The 19,269-nt window shown below is 33.9% G+C and carries 17 protein-coding genes and 1 riboswitch; of the genes, 6 read left to right on the top strand and 11 right to left on the bottom strand.

The genetic code is table 11. The features are described 5' to 3' along the window. Window positions 1-10 precede the first annotated feature (10 nt). From BMY39_RS09220 to cls, 3 genes are read left to right on the top strand one after another with little or no spacing between them, the layout of a single operon-like run. The gene (locus BMY39_RS09220; RefSeq protein WP_092578827.1) at window positions 11-676 is read left to right on the top strand and encodes an alpha/beta hydrolase family protein; all 666 of its coding nucleotides are present in this window, start codon (window positions 11-13) and stop codon (window positions 674-676) included. A 34-nt stretch (window positions 677-710) separates the two neighbouring features. After that, a complete protein-coding gene (locus BMY39_RS09215; protein ID WP_092578825.1) occupies window positions 711-1,631 on the top strand; it encodes a lytic transglycosylase domain-containing protein in 921 nt (306 codons plus the stop codon). 6 nt (window positions 1,632-1,637) lie between these two features. Next, complete coding sequence (cls, locus tag BMY39_RS09210; protein ID WP_092578823.1) at window positions 1,638-3,092, top strand: cardiolipin synthase; 1,455 nt, start codon at window positions 1,638-1,640, stop codon at window positions 3,090-3,092. A gap of 2 nt (window positions 3,093-3,094) precedes the next feature. On the opposite strand, the gene BMY39_RS09205 is transcribed toward cls, so the two are convergent. Further along, window positions 3,095-3,673: a tetratricopeptide repeat protein gene (locus BMY39_RS09205; RefSeq protein ID WP_092578821.1), complete on the bottom strand. Its 579-nt coding sequence runs from the start codon at window positions 3,671-3,673 to the stop codon at window positions 3,095-3,097. 214 nt (window positions 3,674-3,887) lie between these two features. Between BMY39_RS09205 and rpmH the strand changes: the two genes are divergently transcribed. Then, window positions 3,888-4,049 (top strand): 50S ribosomal protein L34, encoded by a 162-nt coding sequence (gene rpmH, locus BMY39_RS09200; RefSeq protein ID WP_027878648.1) that lies wholly within the window; start codon window positions 3,888-3,890, stop codon window positions 4,047-4,049. 117 nt (window positions 4,050-4,166) lie between these two features. After that, complete coding sequence (gene carB / locus BMY39_RS09195) at window positions 4,167-7,019, top strand: carbamoyl-phosphate synthase large subunit (protein ID WP_092578819.1); 2,853 nt, start codon at window positions 4,167-4,169, stop codon at window positions 7,017-7,019. Window positions 7,020-7,063: 44 nt separating this feature from the next. Here carB and BMY39_RS09190 read toward each other — a convergent pair whose 3' ends face one another. The 8 genes from BMY39_RS09190 to BMY39_RS09155 form a co-directional block, all read right to left on the bottom strand. After that, the gene (locus BMY39_RS09190; RefSeq protein WP_092578817.1) at window positions 7,064-7,417 is read right to left on the bottom strand and encodes a 6-phosphogluconate dehydrogenase; all 354 of its coding nucleotides are present in this window, start codon (window positions 7,415-7,417) and stop codon (window positions 7,064-7,066) included. Window positions 7,418-7,706: 289 nt separating this feature from the next. Further along, entirely contained in the window at window positions 7,707-8,243 is a 537-nt protein-coding gene (locus BMY39_RS09185; protein ID WP_092578815.1) for an acyl-CoA thioesterase, read from the bottom strand. Between the two features lie 3 nt (window positions 8,244-8,246). Next, a complete protein-coding gene (locus tag BMY39_RS09180; protein WP_092578813.1) occupies window positions 8,247-8,948 on the bottom strand; it encodes a DUF3307 domain-containing protein in 702 nt (233 codons plus the stop codon). Next, the gene (locus tag BMY39_RS09175) at window positions 8,945-9,559 is read right to left on the bottom strand and encodes a transcriptional regulator (protein WP_092578811.1); all 615 of its coding nucleotides are present in this window, start codon (window positions 9,557-9,559) and stop codon (window positions 8,945-8,947) included. The genes BMY39_RS09180 and BMY39_RS09175 overlap by 4 nt, the downstream gene beginning before the upstream one ends. 127 nt (window positions 9,560-9,686) lie before the next feature. Further along, window positions 9,687-11,006 carry a DNA recombination protein RmuC gene (gene rmuC / locus BMY39_RS09170; RefSeq protein WP_092578809.1) on the bottom strand — a complete coding sequence of 440 codons (1,320 nt, stop codon included), beginning with the start codon at window positions 11,004-11,006 and terminating at the stop codon, window positions 9,687-9,689. Between the two features lie 131 nt (window positions 11,007-11,137). Further along, window positions 11,138-11,932 carry an ABC transporter ATP-binding protein gene (locus BMY39_RS09165; protein WP_092578807.1) on the bottom strand — a complete coding sequence of 265 codons (795 nt, stop codon included), beginning with the start codon at window positions 11,930-11,932 and terminating at the stop codon, window positions 11,138-11,140. Between the two features lie 114 nt (window positions 11,933-12,046). Continuing rightward, entirely contained in the window at window positions 12,047-13,078 is a 1,032-nt protein-coding gene (locus tag BMY39_RS09160) for a FecCD family ABC transporter permease (RefSeq protein ID WP_092578805.1), read from the bottom strand. Then, window positions 13,079-14,224 carry an ABC transporter substrate-binding protein gene (locus BMY39_RS09155; RefSeq protein WP_092578803.1) on the bottom strand — a complete coding sequence of 382 codons (1,146 nt, stop codon included), beginning with the start codon at window positions 14,222-14,224 and terminating at the stop codon, window positions 13,079-13,081. It abuts the gene before it with no gap. Between the two features lie 218 nt (window positions 14,225-14,442). Next, window positions 14,443-14,698: riboswitch (cobalamin riboswitch) on the top strand. Window positions 14,699-14,765: 67 nt separating this feature from the next. Between BMY39_RS09155 and BMY39_RS09150 the strand changes: the two genes are divergently transcribed. Beyond that, window positions 14,766-16,637, top strand: a complete 1,872-nt coding sequence (locus BMY39_RS09150; RefSeq protein ID WP_092578801.1) for a TonB-dependent receptor plug domain-containing protein — start codon at window positions 14,766-14,768, stop codon at window positions 16,635-16,637. Window positions 16,638-16,692: 55 nt separating this feature from the next. On the opposite strand, the gene BMY39_RS09145 is transcribed toward BMY39_RS09150, so the two are convergent. Beyond that, window positions 16,693-17,409, bottom strand: coding sequence for a Dph6-related ATP pyrophosphatase (locus BMY39_RS09145; protein ID WP_092579210.1), 717 nt, complete (start codon window positions 17,407-17,409; stop codon window positions 16,693-16,695). A gap of 7 nt (window positions 17,410-17,416) precedes the next feature. Continuing rightward, on the bottom strand, window positions 17,417-18,847 hold the full coding sequence (locus tag BMY39_RS09140; protein WP_177176577.1) for a S41 family peptidase: 1,431 nt from the start codon (window positions 18,845-18,847) through the stop codon (window positions 17,417-17,419). Between the last annotated feature and the right edge of the window lie 422 nt (window positions 18,848-19,269).

The following is a 19,269-nucleotide window of genomic DNA, read 5'->3' as shown; positions in this document are numbered from 1 at the left end:
TTAAAACCTTATGAGTCAAGAGTTAATACATGTGTATTTAATGCCGGGAATGGCTGCAAGTCCGTTAATTTTCGAACATATAAAATTACCGAAAGATCAGTTCAAACTGCATTATTTAGAATGGTTTCTGCCCGAAAAAAATGAAGAATTAAGTGCGTATGCTTTAAGAATGGTAAAAGAAATAAAACATGACAAGCCTGTGTTAATTGGCGTGTCCTTTGGTGGTGTTTTAGTGCAAGAAATGTGTAAGCACGTTGCTTTAAGAAAGCTTATTATAATTTCAAGTGTGAAAACAAGAGAAGAATTACCTCGCCGTATGCATATTGCTAAATCAACAAAAGCCTATAAATTGTTGCCTACTGGAATAGCAAGTAGAATAGACTTATTGGCTAAATATGCTTACGGTGATAAGGTAAAAAAACGTCTTAACCTATATAAAATGTATCTTTCAGTAAGTGATAAACAGTATCTTGATTGGGCCATTGATAAGATGCTAAATTGGAGTCAATCCATTTGTCCATCGCATATTGTTCACATTCATGGCGACAAAGACCCTGTTTTTCCTATCAAAAATATATCCAACTGTATAACGATAAAAAATGGTACGCACGCCATGGTAATCTATAAATACAAATGGTTTAACGAGAATTTACCACGTATAATTTTAGAAAACTAAAAAATATTTTACCTTTAGTAAAAACTTATTAATGATGAAGACCATTGAACGAATTCTTGCACTTGTAGGATTATTAAGTTTATGTTTATTATTCACTTATGCCCTCCAAGACGCACCTACCGATGAAAATTTCGAAAAGAAAATTATTAACGACTACAACGTGTATGCCTTACAGGTACCCGAAGATTTAACTTTTGCTGGTGAGCGTATGCCTTTAGAAAACCCGGATATTTTAGAGCGTATGGATAGAGAACTGCTAGTGAACACCTATTGGCAATCTAACGGTTTATTGATGTTTAAGCGTGCGCAAAAGTATTTTCCGATTATTGAACCTATTTTGAAGAAAAACGGAGTGCCAGATGATTTTAAATATTTGGCAGTGATAGAAAGTGGATTAACAAATGCCGTTTCTCCTGCCGGAGCCAGAGGGGTTTGGCAAATTATGAAAGCTACCGGTCGTGAAAATGGTTTGGAAGTAAACACAAATGTAGATGAACGTTACCATCTTGAAAAAGCTACTGAAGTGGCCTGCAAATACTTATTGAAAGCCAAAGAACAATTAGGGTCTTGGACCTTGGCTGCTGCTGCTTACAACGCAGGAAATGCAGGAATAGCAAGGCGTTTAAAAGAACAGAATGTCGCAGACTATTACGACTTGTTATTAGGTGAAGAAACGGGCCGTTACCTTTTTCGAATAGTAGCATTAAAAGAAATTTTATCTAATCCTAGTAAATATGGGTTTAATTTTAGGGAGAAAGATCTGTATTCAAACGTACCAACATTTAAGGTTGAAGTAGATACCGCCGTAACCGATTTTACAAAATTTGCGGAACGCTTTGGGATTAATTACAAGATTTTAAAAATACATAACCCATGGTTGCGCGAGCCTCATCTAAATAATAAATCAAGAAAACAATATGTTATAGAAATTCCAAAAGAAGGCTACTACAACTAATAACTAATGTTAGCGTATCTTAAAGAAAACTACTGGAGCATTTTAATTGTACTTAATTATGTTCTATCTATATCTGCGGTTATTACTGTTTTACTTAAAAACATAAATCCCACTAAAACGCTATCGTATATCATCGTTTTGGTGTTTTTTCCTTTTTTTGGTTTAGTGGTGTATTATCTTTTTGGTCAAGAATATCGAAAAGATAAAATCTTCACAAGAAAACACGTACTTAACCAATCTACCATAAAAAGAATTGAAGAAGATTTGGAGCTTGATGGTAAAGAGATTGAGGCTGTGGATGATTTTTTAGATTCTAAAGTTAAGCTCGTGCAATTGCTTTATGAGAACAAAAGTTCCCCACTAACCCTTTGTAATGATATTACTATTATAAAAAATGGTGAAAACAAGTTTGAGCGCTTGCTAGAGGATTTGTCTAATGCAAAAAACCACATCCATTTAGAATATTATATTTTAAAGGATGATAGGATTGGTACAAAAGTTCTTGATGTTTTATGTGAAAAGGCTGAAAATGGTTTAATAGTGCGGCTTACTTATGATGATGTGGGGAGCAAGATTTCATCTAAAATGAAACGAAGGCTAAGTGATAGTGGGGTAAAACACTTTCCATTTATGCCGGTTTTACTCCCCAGATTTACCGGTAAGATGAATTATAGAAACCATCGAAAAATTGCCATTATTGATGGCGAAATTGCTTATGTTGGAGGTATTAATATTTCAGATACTTACGTAAATTATGGAGATGATGATTTGTATTGGCGAGACACGCATTTGCGAATTATCGGTGAATCTGTAAAATCTTTGCAAATCAGTTTTTTTACAACTTGGGACTTCGTGTCAAATGAAAAAATAAAAATTGATGGTTCTTATTTCCCAAAAATAACATGTAACAACGATGTGGCAATACAGATTGCTAACAGCGGACCTGATACCGATTGGCCTTATATTATGGAAGCCATGTTTACAGCAATTAATACCGCCGAGGATTATATTTATATCACCACGCCTTACTTTGTGCCTAACGATCAAATTATAACAGCGCTTCAAGTAGCGGCTAAAAGTGGAGTAGATGTTAAGATCATCATTCCAAAGACATCAGATTCTTGGGTGGTGAAGTATGCTACGAACTCTTATTTAGAAAGGCTATTGGACGCTAATATTAAAGTATATCGTTATACCAAAGGTTTTGTTCATGCTAAAACCATGGTGGTAGATGATATTTTTTCAACTGTAGGTACTTCAAATATGGACTACAGGAGTTTTAACATTAATTTTGAAGTCAATGCATTTATCTATGATGTTGAAAACAGCAAAGTTTTAAAGCAACATTTTTTAGAAGATTTGCAATATTCTGAAAAAATAGAAATGGAGACTTGGCAAAAAAGACCAAAAATTGAGAAGCTAAAAGAATCTTATAGTAGATTGTGGTCCCCGCTGATATAAAATTATCTTCCTCGTCTCTTTTGAGATCTAACTGAACCACCTGCGCCAAAGTGCTGGTTAGGGCCCACCGCTTGCTTCATATTTTGTTTCATCATTTTAATTTGATCGGTAAGCATACCATGTTTATCTAGCTTTTGGGCCTCGGTTAATAATTGTTGCGCTTCTCGTTTTCTACGTTTTGAAAAAGCAATACCCGCCAGGTTTAACTTTGCCATGGCCAAATCATGCTTCATTGATAAACCTAAAGAAATGGCCTTTTTAAAATGTTTTTCAGATTCATTCATATTATCCTGCATTGTCATTATACCATGCAGATAACTGTAATAACCCTGTTGTTTTTTTACAAGTGCGCCTTCAGGGTTTTTAATTTTGTCCAACCATTTCTTTGCCCCTTCAAAATCTTGTTTTCGCAATCTCAAAAAAGCCAAAAGAATAAACTCATTCTTAAAATAAAGAAAAACAAAAACACCAGCTAATAGAATAAGGGAAATACCATTACCAATGTTTCCCTCTGTAAATTGATATATGGCATAAGCTAAAATTCCTGCGGCTAATATTAGTTTTATAATTTTATTGAACATTAAAGTAGAATTTTATAGAAATTTAAGGTGTTTTATTTCGCGCAAACACCAGGTTTTATTTTAAAATGCAAAGAAAGTAATTTTTTATGGAAAAAATATTATTAAAATAGGTTTGTGAAATAAAAAAGCTTTGTATATTTGCCCCCAGTTTTGGCGAAGGGTCAAAAAGATTATTTTAGAAAATATACAATTCAGATTTTAAAGATATAAGACGATGAGTAAAAGAACGTTTCAGCCTTCTAAAAGAAAAAGAAGAAACAAGCACGGTTTTAGAGAAAGAATGGCTTCTGCTAATGGCAGAAAAGTGCTTGCTAGAAGAAGAGCAAAAGGAAGAAAAAAATTGTCTGTATCATCTGAAACAAGACATAAAAAATAATGATTAACAATTGTTGATATTTTAAAGGTGTTGCTTAAGTGTAGCGCCTTTTTTTATGTTTTGTAATTACTAATTTAGCAAACCGAAAATTATTTACAATTAGAATACTTTAAAAAAATGCCAAAAAATCCTAAATTAAAATCGATCCTTATTATTGGTTCAGGACCCATTGTTATCGGGCAAGCGTGTGAGTTTGACTATTCAGGTTCTCAGGCCCTACGTTCGTTAAGAGAAGATGGAATTGAAACTATTTTAATTAATTCTAACCCTGCAACTATCATGACTGATCCTTCAATGGCAGATCATGTGTACTTGTTGCCTTTAAATACAAAATCAATCGTAAAGATTTTGAAAGAGCACCCTCAAATAGATGCTGTATTGCCAACAATGGGAGGACAGACCGCACTAAATTTAGCTATTGAGGCAGATGAAAAAGGCATTTGGAAAGATTTTGGGGTTGAGTTAATAGGTGTGAATATCGACGCGATTAACATTACCGAGGATAGAGAACAGTTTAGGGAATTGATGGAAAAAATTGGAGTTGGTATGGCGCCACAAGCCACGGCTTCTTCATTTTTAAAAGGAAAAGAAATCGCTCAGGAATTTGGTTTTCCTCTGTGTATCCGTTCTTCCTTTACACTTGGTGGTGCCGGTGCTGCAATTGTTTATGATGAAAAGGATTTTGATAAGTTATTGCGACATGGATTGGAGATTTCCCCTATACATGAAGTAATGATAGATAAAGCATTGTTAGGCTGGAAAGAATACGAATTAGAGCTGCTTAGGGATTCTAATGGTAACGTAGTTATTATTTGTTCTATAGAAAATATGGATCCTATGGGAATCCATACGGGAGATTCTATTACCGTAGCCCCAGCAATGACATTAAGTGATAGAACGTATCAAAAAATGCGTGATATGGCTATCCATATGATGCGTAGTATTGGGGATTTTGCAGGTGGATGTAACGTACAATTCGCTGTAAGTCCAGATGATAAAGAGGAAATTATTGCTATTGAAATTAACCCACGTGTATCACGTTCTTCTGCATTAGCAAGTAAAGCTACGGGATATCCTATTGCCAAAATTGCTGCGAAATTAGCTCTAGGTTATAGTTTAGATGAATTAAGCAATCAAATTACAAAGTCAACATCAGCTTTATTTGAGCCTACTTTAGATTATGTGATTGTAAAAATACCACGTTGGAATTTTGATAAGTTTGAAGGTTCTGATAGAACATTGGGCTTACAAATGAAAGCTGTAGGAGAAGTAATGGGTATTGGGCGTTCTTTCCAAGAGGCATTACATAAAGCTACCCAATCGTTAGAAATTAAACGTAACGGACTAGGAGCAGACGGCAAAGAAAACACCAACTACGATGAGGTGATTGAAAAGTTAAAGTTTGCTTCATGGGATCGCGTATTCATTATTTACGATGCCATTAAGATGGGGATTCCTTTAAGTAGAATTTTTGAAATCACTAAAATCGATATGTGGTTCTTAAAACAATACGAAGAACTCTATTTCTTAGAAAAAGAGATTTCAAAGTATAATATTGATTCTATTGATAAAGAATTGTTACTGGAAGCGAAGCAAAAAGGCTACGGAGACAGACAAATAGCGCACATGTTAGGATGTTTGGAAAGTCAAGTATACAACAAGCGTGAAGAATTAGGCATCAATCGTGTTTATAAATTGGTAGATACATGTGCTGCTGAATTTGAAGCAAAAACGCCGTACTACTATTCAACTTTCGAAAGTGATATGCAAACGGCTGATGGTGAGCGATACTCAGACAATGAAAGTATAGTTACTGATAAAAAGAAAATAATTGTTCTCGGATCAGGGCCAAATAGAATTGGACAAGGTATAGAGTTTGATTATTGTTGTGTGCATGGTGTGTATGCAGCTCAAGAGTGTGGTTACGAAACCATTATGATAAACTGTAATCCTGAGACGGTTTCAACGGATTTTGATACTGCTGACAAATTATATTTTGAGCCTGTATTTTGGGAACACATTTACGACATCATCAAGCATGAAAAACCAGAAGGAGTTATTGTACAGTTAGGAGGACAGACTGCTTTAAAATTAGCTGAAAAACTATCGCGCTATGGTATAAAAATTATCGGTACAAGCTTTGAATCTTTAGATTTAGCTGAAGATAGAGGAAGCTTCTCAACGTTATTGAAAGAAAACAATATCCCTTACCCAGAGTTTGATACAGCCGAAACCGCTGATGAAGCATTAGCCGTAGCTAAAAAATTAGATTTCCCAATATTGGTGAGACCATCTTACGTGCTTGGAGGTCAGGGTATGAAAATCGTTATTAACGAAAAAGAGTTAGAAGAGCATGTGATAGACCTTTTAAATAAAATTCCAAATAACAAGCTGTTATTAGACCATTATCTAGAAGGGGCGATTGAAGCGGAAGCCGATGCTATTTGCGATGGAGAGGAAGTATATATCATAGGAATTATGGAACACATTGAACCTTGTGGTATTCACTCTGGAGATAGTAACTCTACATTGCCTCCTTTCAACTTAGGAGAGTTTGTAATGCAACAAATCAAGGATCACACAAAAAAGATAGCTTTAGCTTTAAATACAGTGGGATTAATTAATATTCAATTTGCTATAAAAGATGATAAGGTATATATTATAGAAGCTAATCCAAGGGCTTCTAGAACGGTACCATTTATTGCAAAAGCTTATGGTGAGCCTTATGTGAATTACGCCACTAAATTGATGTTGAGGGAGAAAAAGATTAAGGATTTTAAATTCAATCCACAGCTAGAAGGTTACGCCATAAAACAACCTGTGTTCTCCTTTAATAAATTTCCGAATGTAGATAAAACATTAGGGCCAGAAATGAAGAGTACAGGAGAAAGTATCTTGTTTATTGATAGTCTTAAGGATGACGAGTTTTACGATTTATACTCACGAAGGAAAATGTACTTAAGTAAATAGAAATAACTGATAAAAAAAAGCCGCTTTAAGCGGCTTTTTTTAGTTTATGGTCTTTCGGCTTTTTCAACCTTTTTTATAAAGTATTTGGTGTCTCCTAGCCAAAAAAAAGTTTGGTAGCGCTCAATGTAGGTGAGTTTCACAAAAGACCCTTGTAGGTTTTGTAAGTCCTCAATAACATCTTTATCACCTTTTTCAACTGAAAAATTAAATTGTAATTCTTCTGATACCCCTTGGCTTAATTTGCCTTCCCAAGTTTTGAAAATAACACCTCTATGACTAAATTTAACTAGGTCGCCAGAGCGTACACCCTCACTATAATCAACAAAGTAAATGAATGCGAAATAGGCTAAACCTAGAGCTGCTATTAATAAAAGTGTTTTAATTAAAAATTTCTTCATGTTTAATTCTATGATAATTTAATGTATAAATATAGTGAAATGAATGCTTTAATATTCCAAATTATGTGATAAAGTCAGAGCTCGCTAAAAGTTAAATCTTCACAATTACTACTGTTTTTGAGGTATTTTGAGAGTGTAGTTTTGGATTAAAAAAAGAAGTAAATTAAAAAGGAGTAAAGGTTGGGGTGTTTTCAGAGCTAAGGGTTTTTAGTTAGTATTATTAATATAAAGAATATCAAAAAAGTAAGCTAAAGGAGGTGACCTTTGTAATTTAAACTAATCGAAAGAACTACAGTTTAACCTTAGCATTTTGATTTTTTAATACATCTAGATGCGCTTCAATTTTAAATTCTGAAGCATTAAATGTTGTAGAGCGATGCTTGGCTTGTTGTTGTCTTGCGATACTTCTGGCAAAGCGTCTTGCAGCTTGCTCAGAATCTAAAATCAAACCAGGTACTGCTACATTTTTGCCATTTTCATCTTTTGCTACCATGGTAAAATATGAGGAATTGCAGTGCTTAATTTCGCCAGTTTGGATGTTTTCAGACTCTACACGTAAGCCAATGACCATCGATGTTCTCCCAGTATAATTAACCGATGCTTTTAAAGTTACCAATTCGCCAACTTCTATTGGGTTTAAAAAATCCACACGATTCACCGAAGCGGTTACACAATAATGCTGTGAATGCCTTGAGGCACAAGCAAATGCTATTTGGTCCATTAAATTTAAAATATGCCCACCGTGTATTTTCCCGCTAAAGTTAGAGTGGGATGGCAGCATCAATTCTGTGATAGAAACTTGGGATTCTTTAGGATGTTTAAACATATTCTACGTTAATAAAGTATAGGTTATACCGGTTAATATTGCAATACCAAAACTAATTAAAGTACCAATTAAAATGTACTCAGTAAGCTGCCTGCTCTTAGATTCTTTTAAATCGCCAAAACGGAATACCGATTTTGCAGTGATAAGAAAGCCAACAGCTTCCCAATGATTCGTAATAATAAAAATAAATACTAAAATACGCTCTAAAATACCGATGTATTTACCAGCATCTTTTAGTGATTTGTTGTTTATGGTAAGCTCTGAAATATCCCATTTTAAAAAAATGGTTTTCATAATTATTGAAACAGGAATGGTTAAAAACAGGAGGCAGGTTATAAGCCTCAATTGGTTTGCAGTAAATCTAAAATCAAAATCTGAAACACTATTAAATGTAAAATAATAGCATAAAAGGAGTACTAAAACATGAAGTAATTGGTCAACAAAAAACAACCTACGTTTTGTCTTTTTCTTTTGAACTAGAAGTTTTAATCCATCAATGATGAGGTGTGATATACCAATAATTAATACAATTGGCCAAAGCGACACATCCCAAAGCAGTACGGCTGTAACGGCGATATGAATTAGCACATGAAAATACAGTTTTGGCGACTTTAACTTTTCCTTTTCCTTTTCTCTTACCCACTTTTGGGGCTGAAGAAAAAAATCGCCAATAAGATGCGCCAGTAAAAGTTTGATTAAAATCATAACAATGATGCTATTTTTTGTTGGAACATCTGGTTTAGCTCTAATATTTCTTCAAGATGAGCACGTTTTTGTCGTTTACTTACGGCATCTTGTTTTGTACCTATAATATGCGCTAGGTCTTGTTGTAGGGCGTTGGGTTGCTCTATACTTAGTTTTACAATTTCAGCAGAACTTACGGTCCAACCATCCATAAATGTTAGTGCCAACTTAAAGTATAGGTTTAATTCCTCGTTTAATCTGTTGTTCGAAGTTTTAATTCTTAAATTAAGTTTTTCTTTTTTTAAAGACTCTAAAGTTGCGCCAGAAAATATAAAAGCCTCACCGTTAGATTCGCTTATTTTATCGCCTTGGTACGTTTTTTTACCAATGCCAATGGCCAGCCTTACATCAATATGATTTAACATTTTAATACAGGCTTTTAAATAAACTGCACTAATAAAACTCTCTTTAATATCCTTTATTTCAATTTGAAAACTATCGCCACGATATATTTCCCATTGAGAGCTATCAGGGTTAAGATATGATAATGCCGATTTTAAGCCTATCATCCAGATCTCCGGATTTTTTACGGTACGGGATTTTATGATATCGCCAGTAATAACTCCAATCATGCTATTGCTATTTTGGTTATTCCTTTTTTAAAGCATAAATTAAAATATTCCTTTTTAAAGGCATAAATTAAAATATTCCTTATTTAAGGCATATTCAAATATATCGTGTTTTCATGAAAAAACCAAATTACTCATCCTCTTCAGCACGTTTAAGAATGGCTTCAGGAAGTGATTTCTTAGCTTTAGCTCCCATTTTCTTGAGCTTTTCTACACTTGTAATGAGGTTGCCTCGGCCTTCAACCAGTTTGTTCATAGCTGCAGAATAATCACTTTTTGCTGCATCAATCTTTTTGCCTACACCAGTTAAATCGCTCACTAAGCCTTCAAATTTATCGTAAAGCGCACCTGCTTGTCTCGCAATTTCAATAGCATTACGCTGCTGTTTTTCATTATTCCACATGGTATCGATAGTGCGCAGCGTGGCAAGAAGGGTAGAAGGTGTAACAATAACAATGTTTTTTTCAAAAGCCTTATTATAAATGGTATTATCTTCATTTACTACAACCGCAAAAGCAGGCTCAATCGGAATAAAAAGCAGTACAAAATCTGGTGATTCTATATCGTATAAATCTTGATAATTCTTTGCAGAAAGTTGCTCTACATGCTTTCTAATGGAATTTACATGGGCTTTTAAAAACTGTGGTCTGTCATCTTCATCGGCATTCACCATACGTTCATAGTCGGTTAAGGACACCTTGGAGTCTATAATCATTTTTTTACCGTCAGGTAAATGTATAACTACATCGGGCATAACACGCGAGTTATCATTACGTGTAAAACTTTGTTGTACAAAATACTCCCTATCTTTTTCTAAACCAGATTTTTCCAGAACACGTTCTAAAACCAGTTCCCCCCAATTTCCTTGCATTTTACTGTCGCCTTTTAGCGCTCGCGTTAAATTAGTGGCTTCCTTCGTCATTTGCTGGTTAAGGTCTTTTAAACCTAGCAATTGCTCTTTTAGGGCAGAATGCATACTAATGCTTTCTTTTTGGGATGCTTCTACCTTTTTTTCAAAACCTTGTATTTTTTCTTGCAGCGGGTTAAGAATGTTTTTGATGTTTTCTTTATTCTGCTCTGTGAATTTATTCGATTTTTCTTCCAGAATTTTGTTGGCCAACAACTCAAAATCTTTACGTAGTTGTTCTTGGCGCTCTTCTAGTTCCTTATCGCGTTTTAGGTTTTGTTCCTGAAGGTTTTCATATTCTGAATTTTTTCTAGCCAATTCTGTATTTAAAAATTCTTTTTCACTTCGGATATCTTCGCGCTCAGTTTCAATTTTAGATAAATTTTGTTTTAATTCATCAATAGTAAGCCGCATTTGGTTCTGGCGCTCCTCTAAGGTGCTCTGTTCGCTTTTCGTCTTTAATTTTGAAAAGTAATTCCCTAAGAAAAAGCCAATAACTGCGAAAATAAGTGCAGTTAGAATAATGATTAAATTGTCGTTCATTTTTTTGAAAAGAAGTTTAACCAAATATAATTGATTTATTACCTCTTGCAAAAGTGAGAAGACCTAAAGTGTCAACATTATCGGTTTTGTTGGCATTGATGTTTACGGAAACCTGTGATTGAAACGGGATATTATTTTTTTACTCTAAAACTTCCTGTAGTTTCATCAAAAGCAATTAAATCTTTTGGAAATAAAGTTTCAAAAGTACCATTAGAAATCAGGTTACAGGGTTCATCGGCAACCACTTCATTGGTGTTCATTACAATAAGATTGTCACAAAGTTGAATGGCCAAATCTATTTCATGAGATGAGAACAGAATGGTTTTCTGGGTTTCTTTCGCTAATTTTTGGAGCAGTTTTAAAATATAGGCCTTGTGGTACATGTCTAAATGCGTGGTGGGCTCGTCTAGTATAATTAGATCGGTGTCTTGAGCCAAAGCTCTTGCTATCATTACGTTTTGTAATTGGCCATCGCTCAACTCAAAGCACTTTTTATCCCTTAAATGGTCAATATTCATTTGTGAAATAGCACTATTTGTGATTTCAATATCTTCTTTTGAAAGGTTGCCAATCCAGTTGGTGTAAGGCTGCCTGCCCAAGGCAATAAGTTCATAAACCGATAAATTTTTAGAGGCAACAGGTTCGGTTAACACTAAGCTTAATACCTTAGCCAAATCAATTGACGAATACACTTTTAGGTTTGTATTATTGATAAGAACTTCACCTTTCAATGGATTTTGAACTCTAGTTAATGTGCGCAATAACGTAGATTTTCCTATCCCATTAGCACCAATTAACCCTACCAGTTGACCTTTCTGTAATTCTATATTAATATCCGAAGCAACAACGGTTTTATGAGTTCTGGATTTATAACCTATGGAAAGGTTATGTGTTTTTAAAATGATATGTTTGTTGTTATTAGCCACTAAAAATTGTTAAAAGACATCAAATTCCAAGAACTAAATTCCAATGACTTACTCACAAGTAGTAAAGCCAAATTTTGGAATTTTGATTTTGCTATTTTGGAATTTATATTCATATTAAAATATCATTTTTCGTTTTCTAACCAACAACCAAATAACAACAGGCGCACCAACTAATGATGTTATGGCATTAATCGGTAAGGTAACATCACTATTAGGCAATTGTGAAATGCTATCGCATATTAACATAATTATTGCCCCAAACAAAAATACTGCTGGCAATAACACTTTATGATTGGATGTATTAAACACTTGTCTAGTAATATGCGGAATGGCTAAACCAATAAACGCAATAGGTCCTGTAAATGCAGTTATTGTTCCTGCAAGCAGGCTTGTTGCGATGATGATGGTAAATCTACTTAGTTTGATATTCAAACCTAAGCTTTTTGCATAATTTTCGCCCAAAAGTAAGGTGTTTAAAGGTTTTGTTGATGTAATAGCTAGTAGGATGCCCAAGATGTAAATAATTAAAAGTATGGTTACATCTTCCCAAGAGAGGCTTCCTAAACTGCCAAAACCCCAAAATATGTATTGTTGCAATTGTTCTGCAGAACCGAAATAAGAGAGCACGCTCACCATTGCTGCCGTAATGCTAGCAAACATAAGTCCGATAATTAAAATAGCCATGGTATCCCTTACTTTAAGAGATACTGCCACAACTGCCATAAGCACTAAAAAGCTGCCTAAACTTGCTGCAATTACAACACCCCATTTTGATATTAAAAGTATTGCTAGTACACCACCAAAAATACTTGACCCCATTATTACCAGCGCAACACCTAAACTAGCACCAGAGCTTATGCCTAAAACAAAAGGACCAGCTAGTGGATTTCTAAATAGAGTTTGCATTAACAAGCCAGAAATACCTAAGCCAGATCCAACGATAATGGCAGTTAAGGCTTTGGGCAACCTGTAATTCTGAATTATGTTTTGCCATGTTTCCTGTTCGGTTGGGTTTCCGACTAAGCTATTGAAAATAGTTTTTAGAGGAATAGACACAGAGCCTAAACTGATGTTTACGAAAAAGCATATGAATAGAACAACTATAAGTATAGCAAACGAAACTTTATATGTGTTTGAATTTGACAATTATTCTAAAGGTTTCAGGAAAAAAGGTTCATAATCACTTAATAATTCTGGGTGGCAAACTTTTATAATATCTTTCAAAACCAAATCTGGGCGGGTCATTCCCATTTCATAGTATAAAACACCACCAGTTGCACCTGTAGTATTTGTAAATGTATAAATGTTTTTATTTTGGAACGCATCGAACAAACTATGGTTTTCATTACCGTTTTTAAGATTTTCTAAACTTGAATAATTCGATGGATTTAACCAAATATCAGCACTTTTTGCTTTCACATAGACTGATTCAAAACTTAATTTTAAACTACCAACACCTTTCGTATCGCTCCAAAGGTATTTTACATTGGCGTCTTTAAGTAATTGTGCCTCAGTACTGGTGCCATTTGGTAAAAACCAAATATCGTTGTGCATTGCTCCGGCTAGAACCGTAGGTTTTGATGTTGCGTTTTGTGCTAGTTTCTTTGCTTCTAGGTAATTTTCTTCAATTTTATTAAAAATAGAATCTGTTTCTTTTTCTTTGTTACTAAGCACGCCAAAAAGTTTTATCCATTCTGCTTTAGCAAGTGGGGAATTTTCTACCCAGTCGCCATTAAATATTACTGGAATACCTGAACGTTTAATAGTTTCTAAAGAACGGTTTCCACCATCAATACCAAAACCTACTACAACGTTAGGGTTAAGTTCTAATACTACTTCAGTATTCAGTGCTTCATTTTTACCGAGCTCTCTAACATTACCATTATCAATTTGTTCTCTAATCGTTTTAGAAGACACATAATCTGTTCCAGGAAATCCAACTAGGGCCTTTTCTATATTTAAGAGTTCTAAAGCTGGAAGATGGGTTGTAGAAGTTGCTACAATTTTTTCTATAGGAGTAATAACGATACCATCAAATTCATCTTTTACAAACGACGTTTTTGCAGCATTCTCTTTATCAATCAAAACATACCTAAAGCTGTGCTCCGCTTTGGGCCAAGGTTGGTTGATTTCTAAGATAGAATAAGTTCTATACTTGGAAATTTTGAATCCTTTGGCATATTTTAAACCTGTTGTTTCGCTTTTACTTACCGCATTTAACGCACGTTTTGGTTGTTCTTTACAATATAAAAGGCATGTACAGATAAAAATTAAAAAAACGTTATGCTTCATTAAATAAAGTGATTTTTGTCATATTTAGTTTTATACGTCATAGTTAATTTTGAAAAAAACATAAACCATGCGAGACGGTTCAAATTTAACAATATATATAGTAGCTGGAGTTATAATAGCTCATTTTCTTGTTGGGTTTATTTATCTTATTTATAAGCTAAATAAGAAAAAGTAGTTTTTATAGGCTTATACGTCTATTAAAAAATTACATTTGCAACGAAATTTGGTTCTAGTTTGGTTTTTACTAAACGGATTAAAAGGGAATCAAGTGAAAAGTTTGACGATAAACGATTGGTGATTAACGAATTAAGAATTCATAGATCAAAAATCGATATTCGTTACGCTTCATTCTTGAACTGTTCCCGCAACTGTAAGCTATAAAGCTTCATGTTAACTTCAATGTCACTGTCATTTTGATGGGAAGACCAACATGAAGACGCAAGTCAGGAGACCTGCCATTTTCAAAACAAATAAGTTAAACTTTCGGGATAAAAGTTTGCGTATGATAATCCATGCGGTTCTCGAGTAATTATTCATTTAAATGAAAAAAAAACATGTTTTTGGTATCCTATATTTAGGATTGTCAATGGTTGGTTTTGCACAAGAAAAACAAGCAGATTCAACAAAAGTTCAGCAACTTGATGAAGTTGTAATTTCGGATTCACGATTCGAATTAAAACGCGAAAATTCTGGTAAAACAGTGATTAAAATTTCACAACAGGAAATTGAGCAAAACCAAGGTAGAACGGTTGCAGATGTAATTAATACCAAAAGTGGTATTGAAGTTAATGGTAGCAGAAGTGTTGCAGGACAAAACATATCTAGTTTTGTACGTGGTGGTAACAACAGGCAGGTTTTGGTGCTTGTTGATGGGGTTCAAATTAACGACCCTTCTTTAGTAAATAACGAGTTTGATTTACGATTAATGGATTTAAACACTATAGCATCTATAGAAATTGTAAAAGGTGCTGCAAGTACGCTTTATGGAAATGCTGCGGCAACGGCTGTTATAAATATTACAACGAAAAAAGCTTCAAAAGATAAAGTTTCAGGAAGTTTTTTAACTGTGGTGGGTACAAATCAAACCCAAGATGATTTAAACTATAATGGTGCAAGTTTTACCAATAATGTTTCAATAAATGGTACTTTAAACAAGTTTACATATTTAGCTAGTTTTGGGAATAGATTTGTAGATGGTTTATCTGCCTCAAAAGCAGAAAATGCGGAAAAAGACCCCTTTTCCAGATATAATACCAATTTAAAGTTAGGGTATGAGTTTTCAAATACATTTGAGATAACTGCTTATGCCAGTCTAGATAAGTTTAAAACTGATATTGATGGATTTCCACCACCAACATTTGCTTTTGCTGATACCGATGATGAGTTTATTTCTCAACAAAAGCGAGTAGGTGTATCTCCAAAAATAAATTATAAAAACGGAAGTTTCCAAGTAAATGCAGCATATACCAAAATTGATAGAGAAACTATTTCGGAATTTGGGTCAACAAACGAAGCCAATAGTTATGTAATTGATGCTTTTAATAAATATAATTTTAATGATGAACTTTATACCATTGTTGGCTTAAATTATGGGGACTATAAAAGTGTATTTGTTGAAGATGAGAGTTTTACAAATACCGATCCTTATTTAAATGTAGTATATGTTTCAGATTTTGGTTTAAATCTTAATGCGGGAGGTAGGTTAAATAACCATAGCCAATACGGATCTCATTTTGTATATAGTTTAAATCCGTCGTATAATATTACCGTTGGTGAAGGCTATACCAAAGTTTTTGGCTCTTACGCCACATCTTTTATTGCACCAAATTTATCTCAACTGTTTGGCTTTTTTGGAGCCAATCCAGATTTAGAACCAGAGGAAAACGTAACTGTTGAAGGAGGACTTGAGTATAATACAAAAAACGGATTTCGAGTAAGTGGTGTATATTTTAATAGAAATGAGGAAAATACAATTATTTATACTTCAGCTTATGAAAACGCAACAACTGATGCTACTGTAAATGGTTTTGAAATTGAAGCACAAGTTGATGTGATAAAAAACCTATCAATAGCTGCAAATTATACATTTACCGAAGTTAAAGACGGCGAACGCTTAAGAATACCTAAGCACAAGGCCAATGCTAGCTTGGGTTATAATATCTGTAAAAATACTTTTGCATCGTTGAATTATCAATTTGTCGGGAGTAGAACAGATACTAATTTTTCAACATTTACAAATGAAGAATTAAATGCTTTTTCTTTAGTCGATTTGTATTTTAGTCATAAACTCATCAAAAACAAACTAAAACTTTTTGTTGATGTTGCCAATGTATTTAATGAAGATTATTTTGAAATCTTGGGTTATACTACTAGAGGAAGAAATGTGAGTTTAGGTTTGAATTTGAATTTATAACATTTACCAAAATATTTTTAGATCTCATAAGTTTTCAAACACCTATGAGGTTTTTTTATTTCGGAATTAAATCACAATACCAAACACCATATGTGTCTGATGTACAAACTGAATCATTAGTTTTTGGTGTGTTGTATTCCCGATATACTTTTTCTCCTACAGTAAAATCAATTGGGTTCTTAAAAATGGGACCATCAAAACAAAAGGTATGAAATTCACCATTTTCACCACAAGGATCTACATCTTTAGGTAAATTGTTTATAAAGTCCTTATCGATAACAGTTCCCACAAAATGATCATCAAAATATTTTGAATTGGCGCAAACGATTATGGTTTTAAAACCTAAATCGAGAAACGCATTCAATAAATCCTTTGTATTTCTTTTCCATAATGGATAAACCGAAGTTAAGTTTGCTTTTGCCAACTGTTTATCTCTATAATCTCGTAAATCTTCCAAAAAAATATCGCCAAATGCGGAATGTGTGAAACCATCGTTTTTTAATCTTGAAACAGTTTCATTCATTTTTTGCTCATAAATAGCCATACTTGGCATTTCAGGAAGTTCAATTAAGCTAGCAGGAATGCCAAGCGCATTTGTTTGGGTAATCAGTAGTTCTTTTCTTAAACCATGCATGGAAACACGGTTGTAATATGTGTTTACTGTTGTAATGAGTTCGTCTACAGTATATTGCTCGTTTTGTAGCAAATAGTATAGCGCTAATGCAGAATCCTTCCCAGAACTCCAATTAAAATAAGTTTTGTGTTTTTTCAAAGTCGTTCTAATCTGCAATCATGCCTCCTTTTTCGAAAGGTAGAAAATCAAAACTATCCATAGTCTTATCAAAAATTAACTGAGGCTGGTCTTTAATACTTCTTTTCTTAGATGTTGAATTTTCTATATCGGCCAGAGCCAAAGCCAGTAAAGGTTCGTTTACATCACCTAAAACACCAAGGTTTAACGGTCGTTCTTCATATTCAAAACCAATTGATGGTGGTAAGCCTGTTCCTGGAACGGCTTCATTGTTTTTATTAATACCGTTTGCTATTAGTGGTTGTATAGCATACGTATGCGCAGGGTTAGCCCCTTGTCTTCCAAAATCTTCAGAATCATAAAACACTCTTGAAGCCTGTGTTTTTCCAGTAGTTTCTGTTCCGATTTGTATGACTTCTATATATGGCAATAAACCGTTGATAAGTCCTTCACTAGCAGATGCAGATCTATCTGTAGTTAATACATATACTTTATTTAGATTTAAGCTATTAATTGCCGCACCATTAATTGAATTTGCGAATAAATAATCGAAATTTAGTTCTTGTAAATTTTCATTATATATTAACTTTTCGAATACTTGTCCTGTAAATTGCCCTGTAATCATACTGGCAAGAAAAGTTGTTGTGGCAACAGAACCTCCTGGGTTATAACGTAAATCTAAAACTAGTTGCTGTACATTACTAGTTTTAAAATTCGCGAAAACATCATTTAGAGTGTTTTCTGAACCTCCAATAAAACCGTTATACATTAAATAACCTACATTTTCACCACCTACTTCAAGCACTGAACTTATATGAACTGGATTTTCTGTGAATTGAAATTTTTCTAAGGCTATATTCGTTCCATTGGGTTCAATACTATCGTCTGTAGTATCTGTTGTGCCTTTATCATCATAAGTGCCAAGATTGATGGTATAAGTATCTTGGTTTAATAGTTGCCCAACATTTGTTCTGGTTATTGTAGTATTATTAACCTGCCCGAACAAATCGCCTCTCTTTACACCCTTAGAATCCGCGTCACTTCCATTAAGTACTAATCTAACAACGCCCACAAGCTCTGTTTCGCTATTAGGAGCAGCATAAAGAACGAACTCCATGCCATTAGTTTTAAAAATACCTTGTTGACTTTGTTCTAAGGCAATATAATCATCAACTATGATACTAAACCTATCTACGGTTTCTCTTTGGTATATTAAGCTTTCGAATAATGCTTCGGGAGAGGTAAATCCGTCTAGGTATTCTGAGTATTCTGCATTGCTACCAAATCTGTCATCAGCTAAATTAGGTATTTCGCTTTTATAAAGATAGACCACATTCATGGCTTTCCAAACAAAGTCTTTTATACTGCTGGATTGAACGATATTGTCGTCTCTATCCTCAAAACAGCTTGTTAAAACTAGGGCAGCTAATATTAGGACTAGGGCTTTTATTCTTTTCATGTGATAGCTTTTATTTTTATTATTGACACATGTAATCTCAGAAAAGTGATAAACCATCTAAAATTCTAAGTTTAACATGTTTCCTCAATTTCATTTTTCGGGAATTTTATATAGTAGTCTAATAAACCCTAAATTTACTTACATTATTGTATAATAAAAAATTTATGTTTGGCTATTGGCTATTGGCTATTGGCTATTGGCTATTGGCTATTGGCTATTGGCTATTGGCTATTGGTAAAGCTTATCTTTTATTTATTCTTGCTAAAGGCTAAAGGCTAAAGGCTAAAGGCTAAAGGCTAAAGGCTAAAGGCTAAAGGCTAAAGGCTGTTATTGCATTCGATAATAAAAATAAAGTGTTTATTGAGAAACTATGCTCGCAAATAGCCCCGCGCAAGGGATTGAGGCATTAGTTGAAGCTCTTT

It is taken from the genome of Hyunsoonleella jejuensis (assembly GCF_900111025.1).
In the GTDB taxonomy this organism is placed as follows: domain Bacteria; phylum Bacteroidota; class Bacteroidia; order Flavobacteriales; family Flavobacteriaceae; genus Jejuia; species Jejuia jejuensis.
Note: the sequence above shows the minus strand (reverse complement) of the source record. Positions and strands in the feature narration are given on the sequence as shown.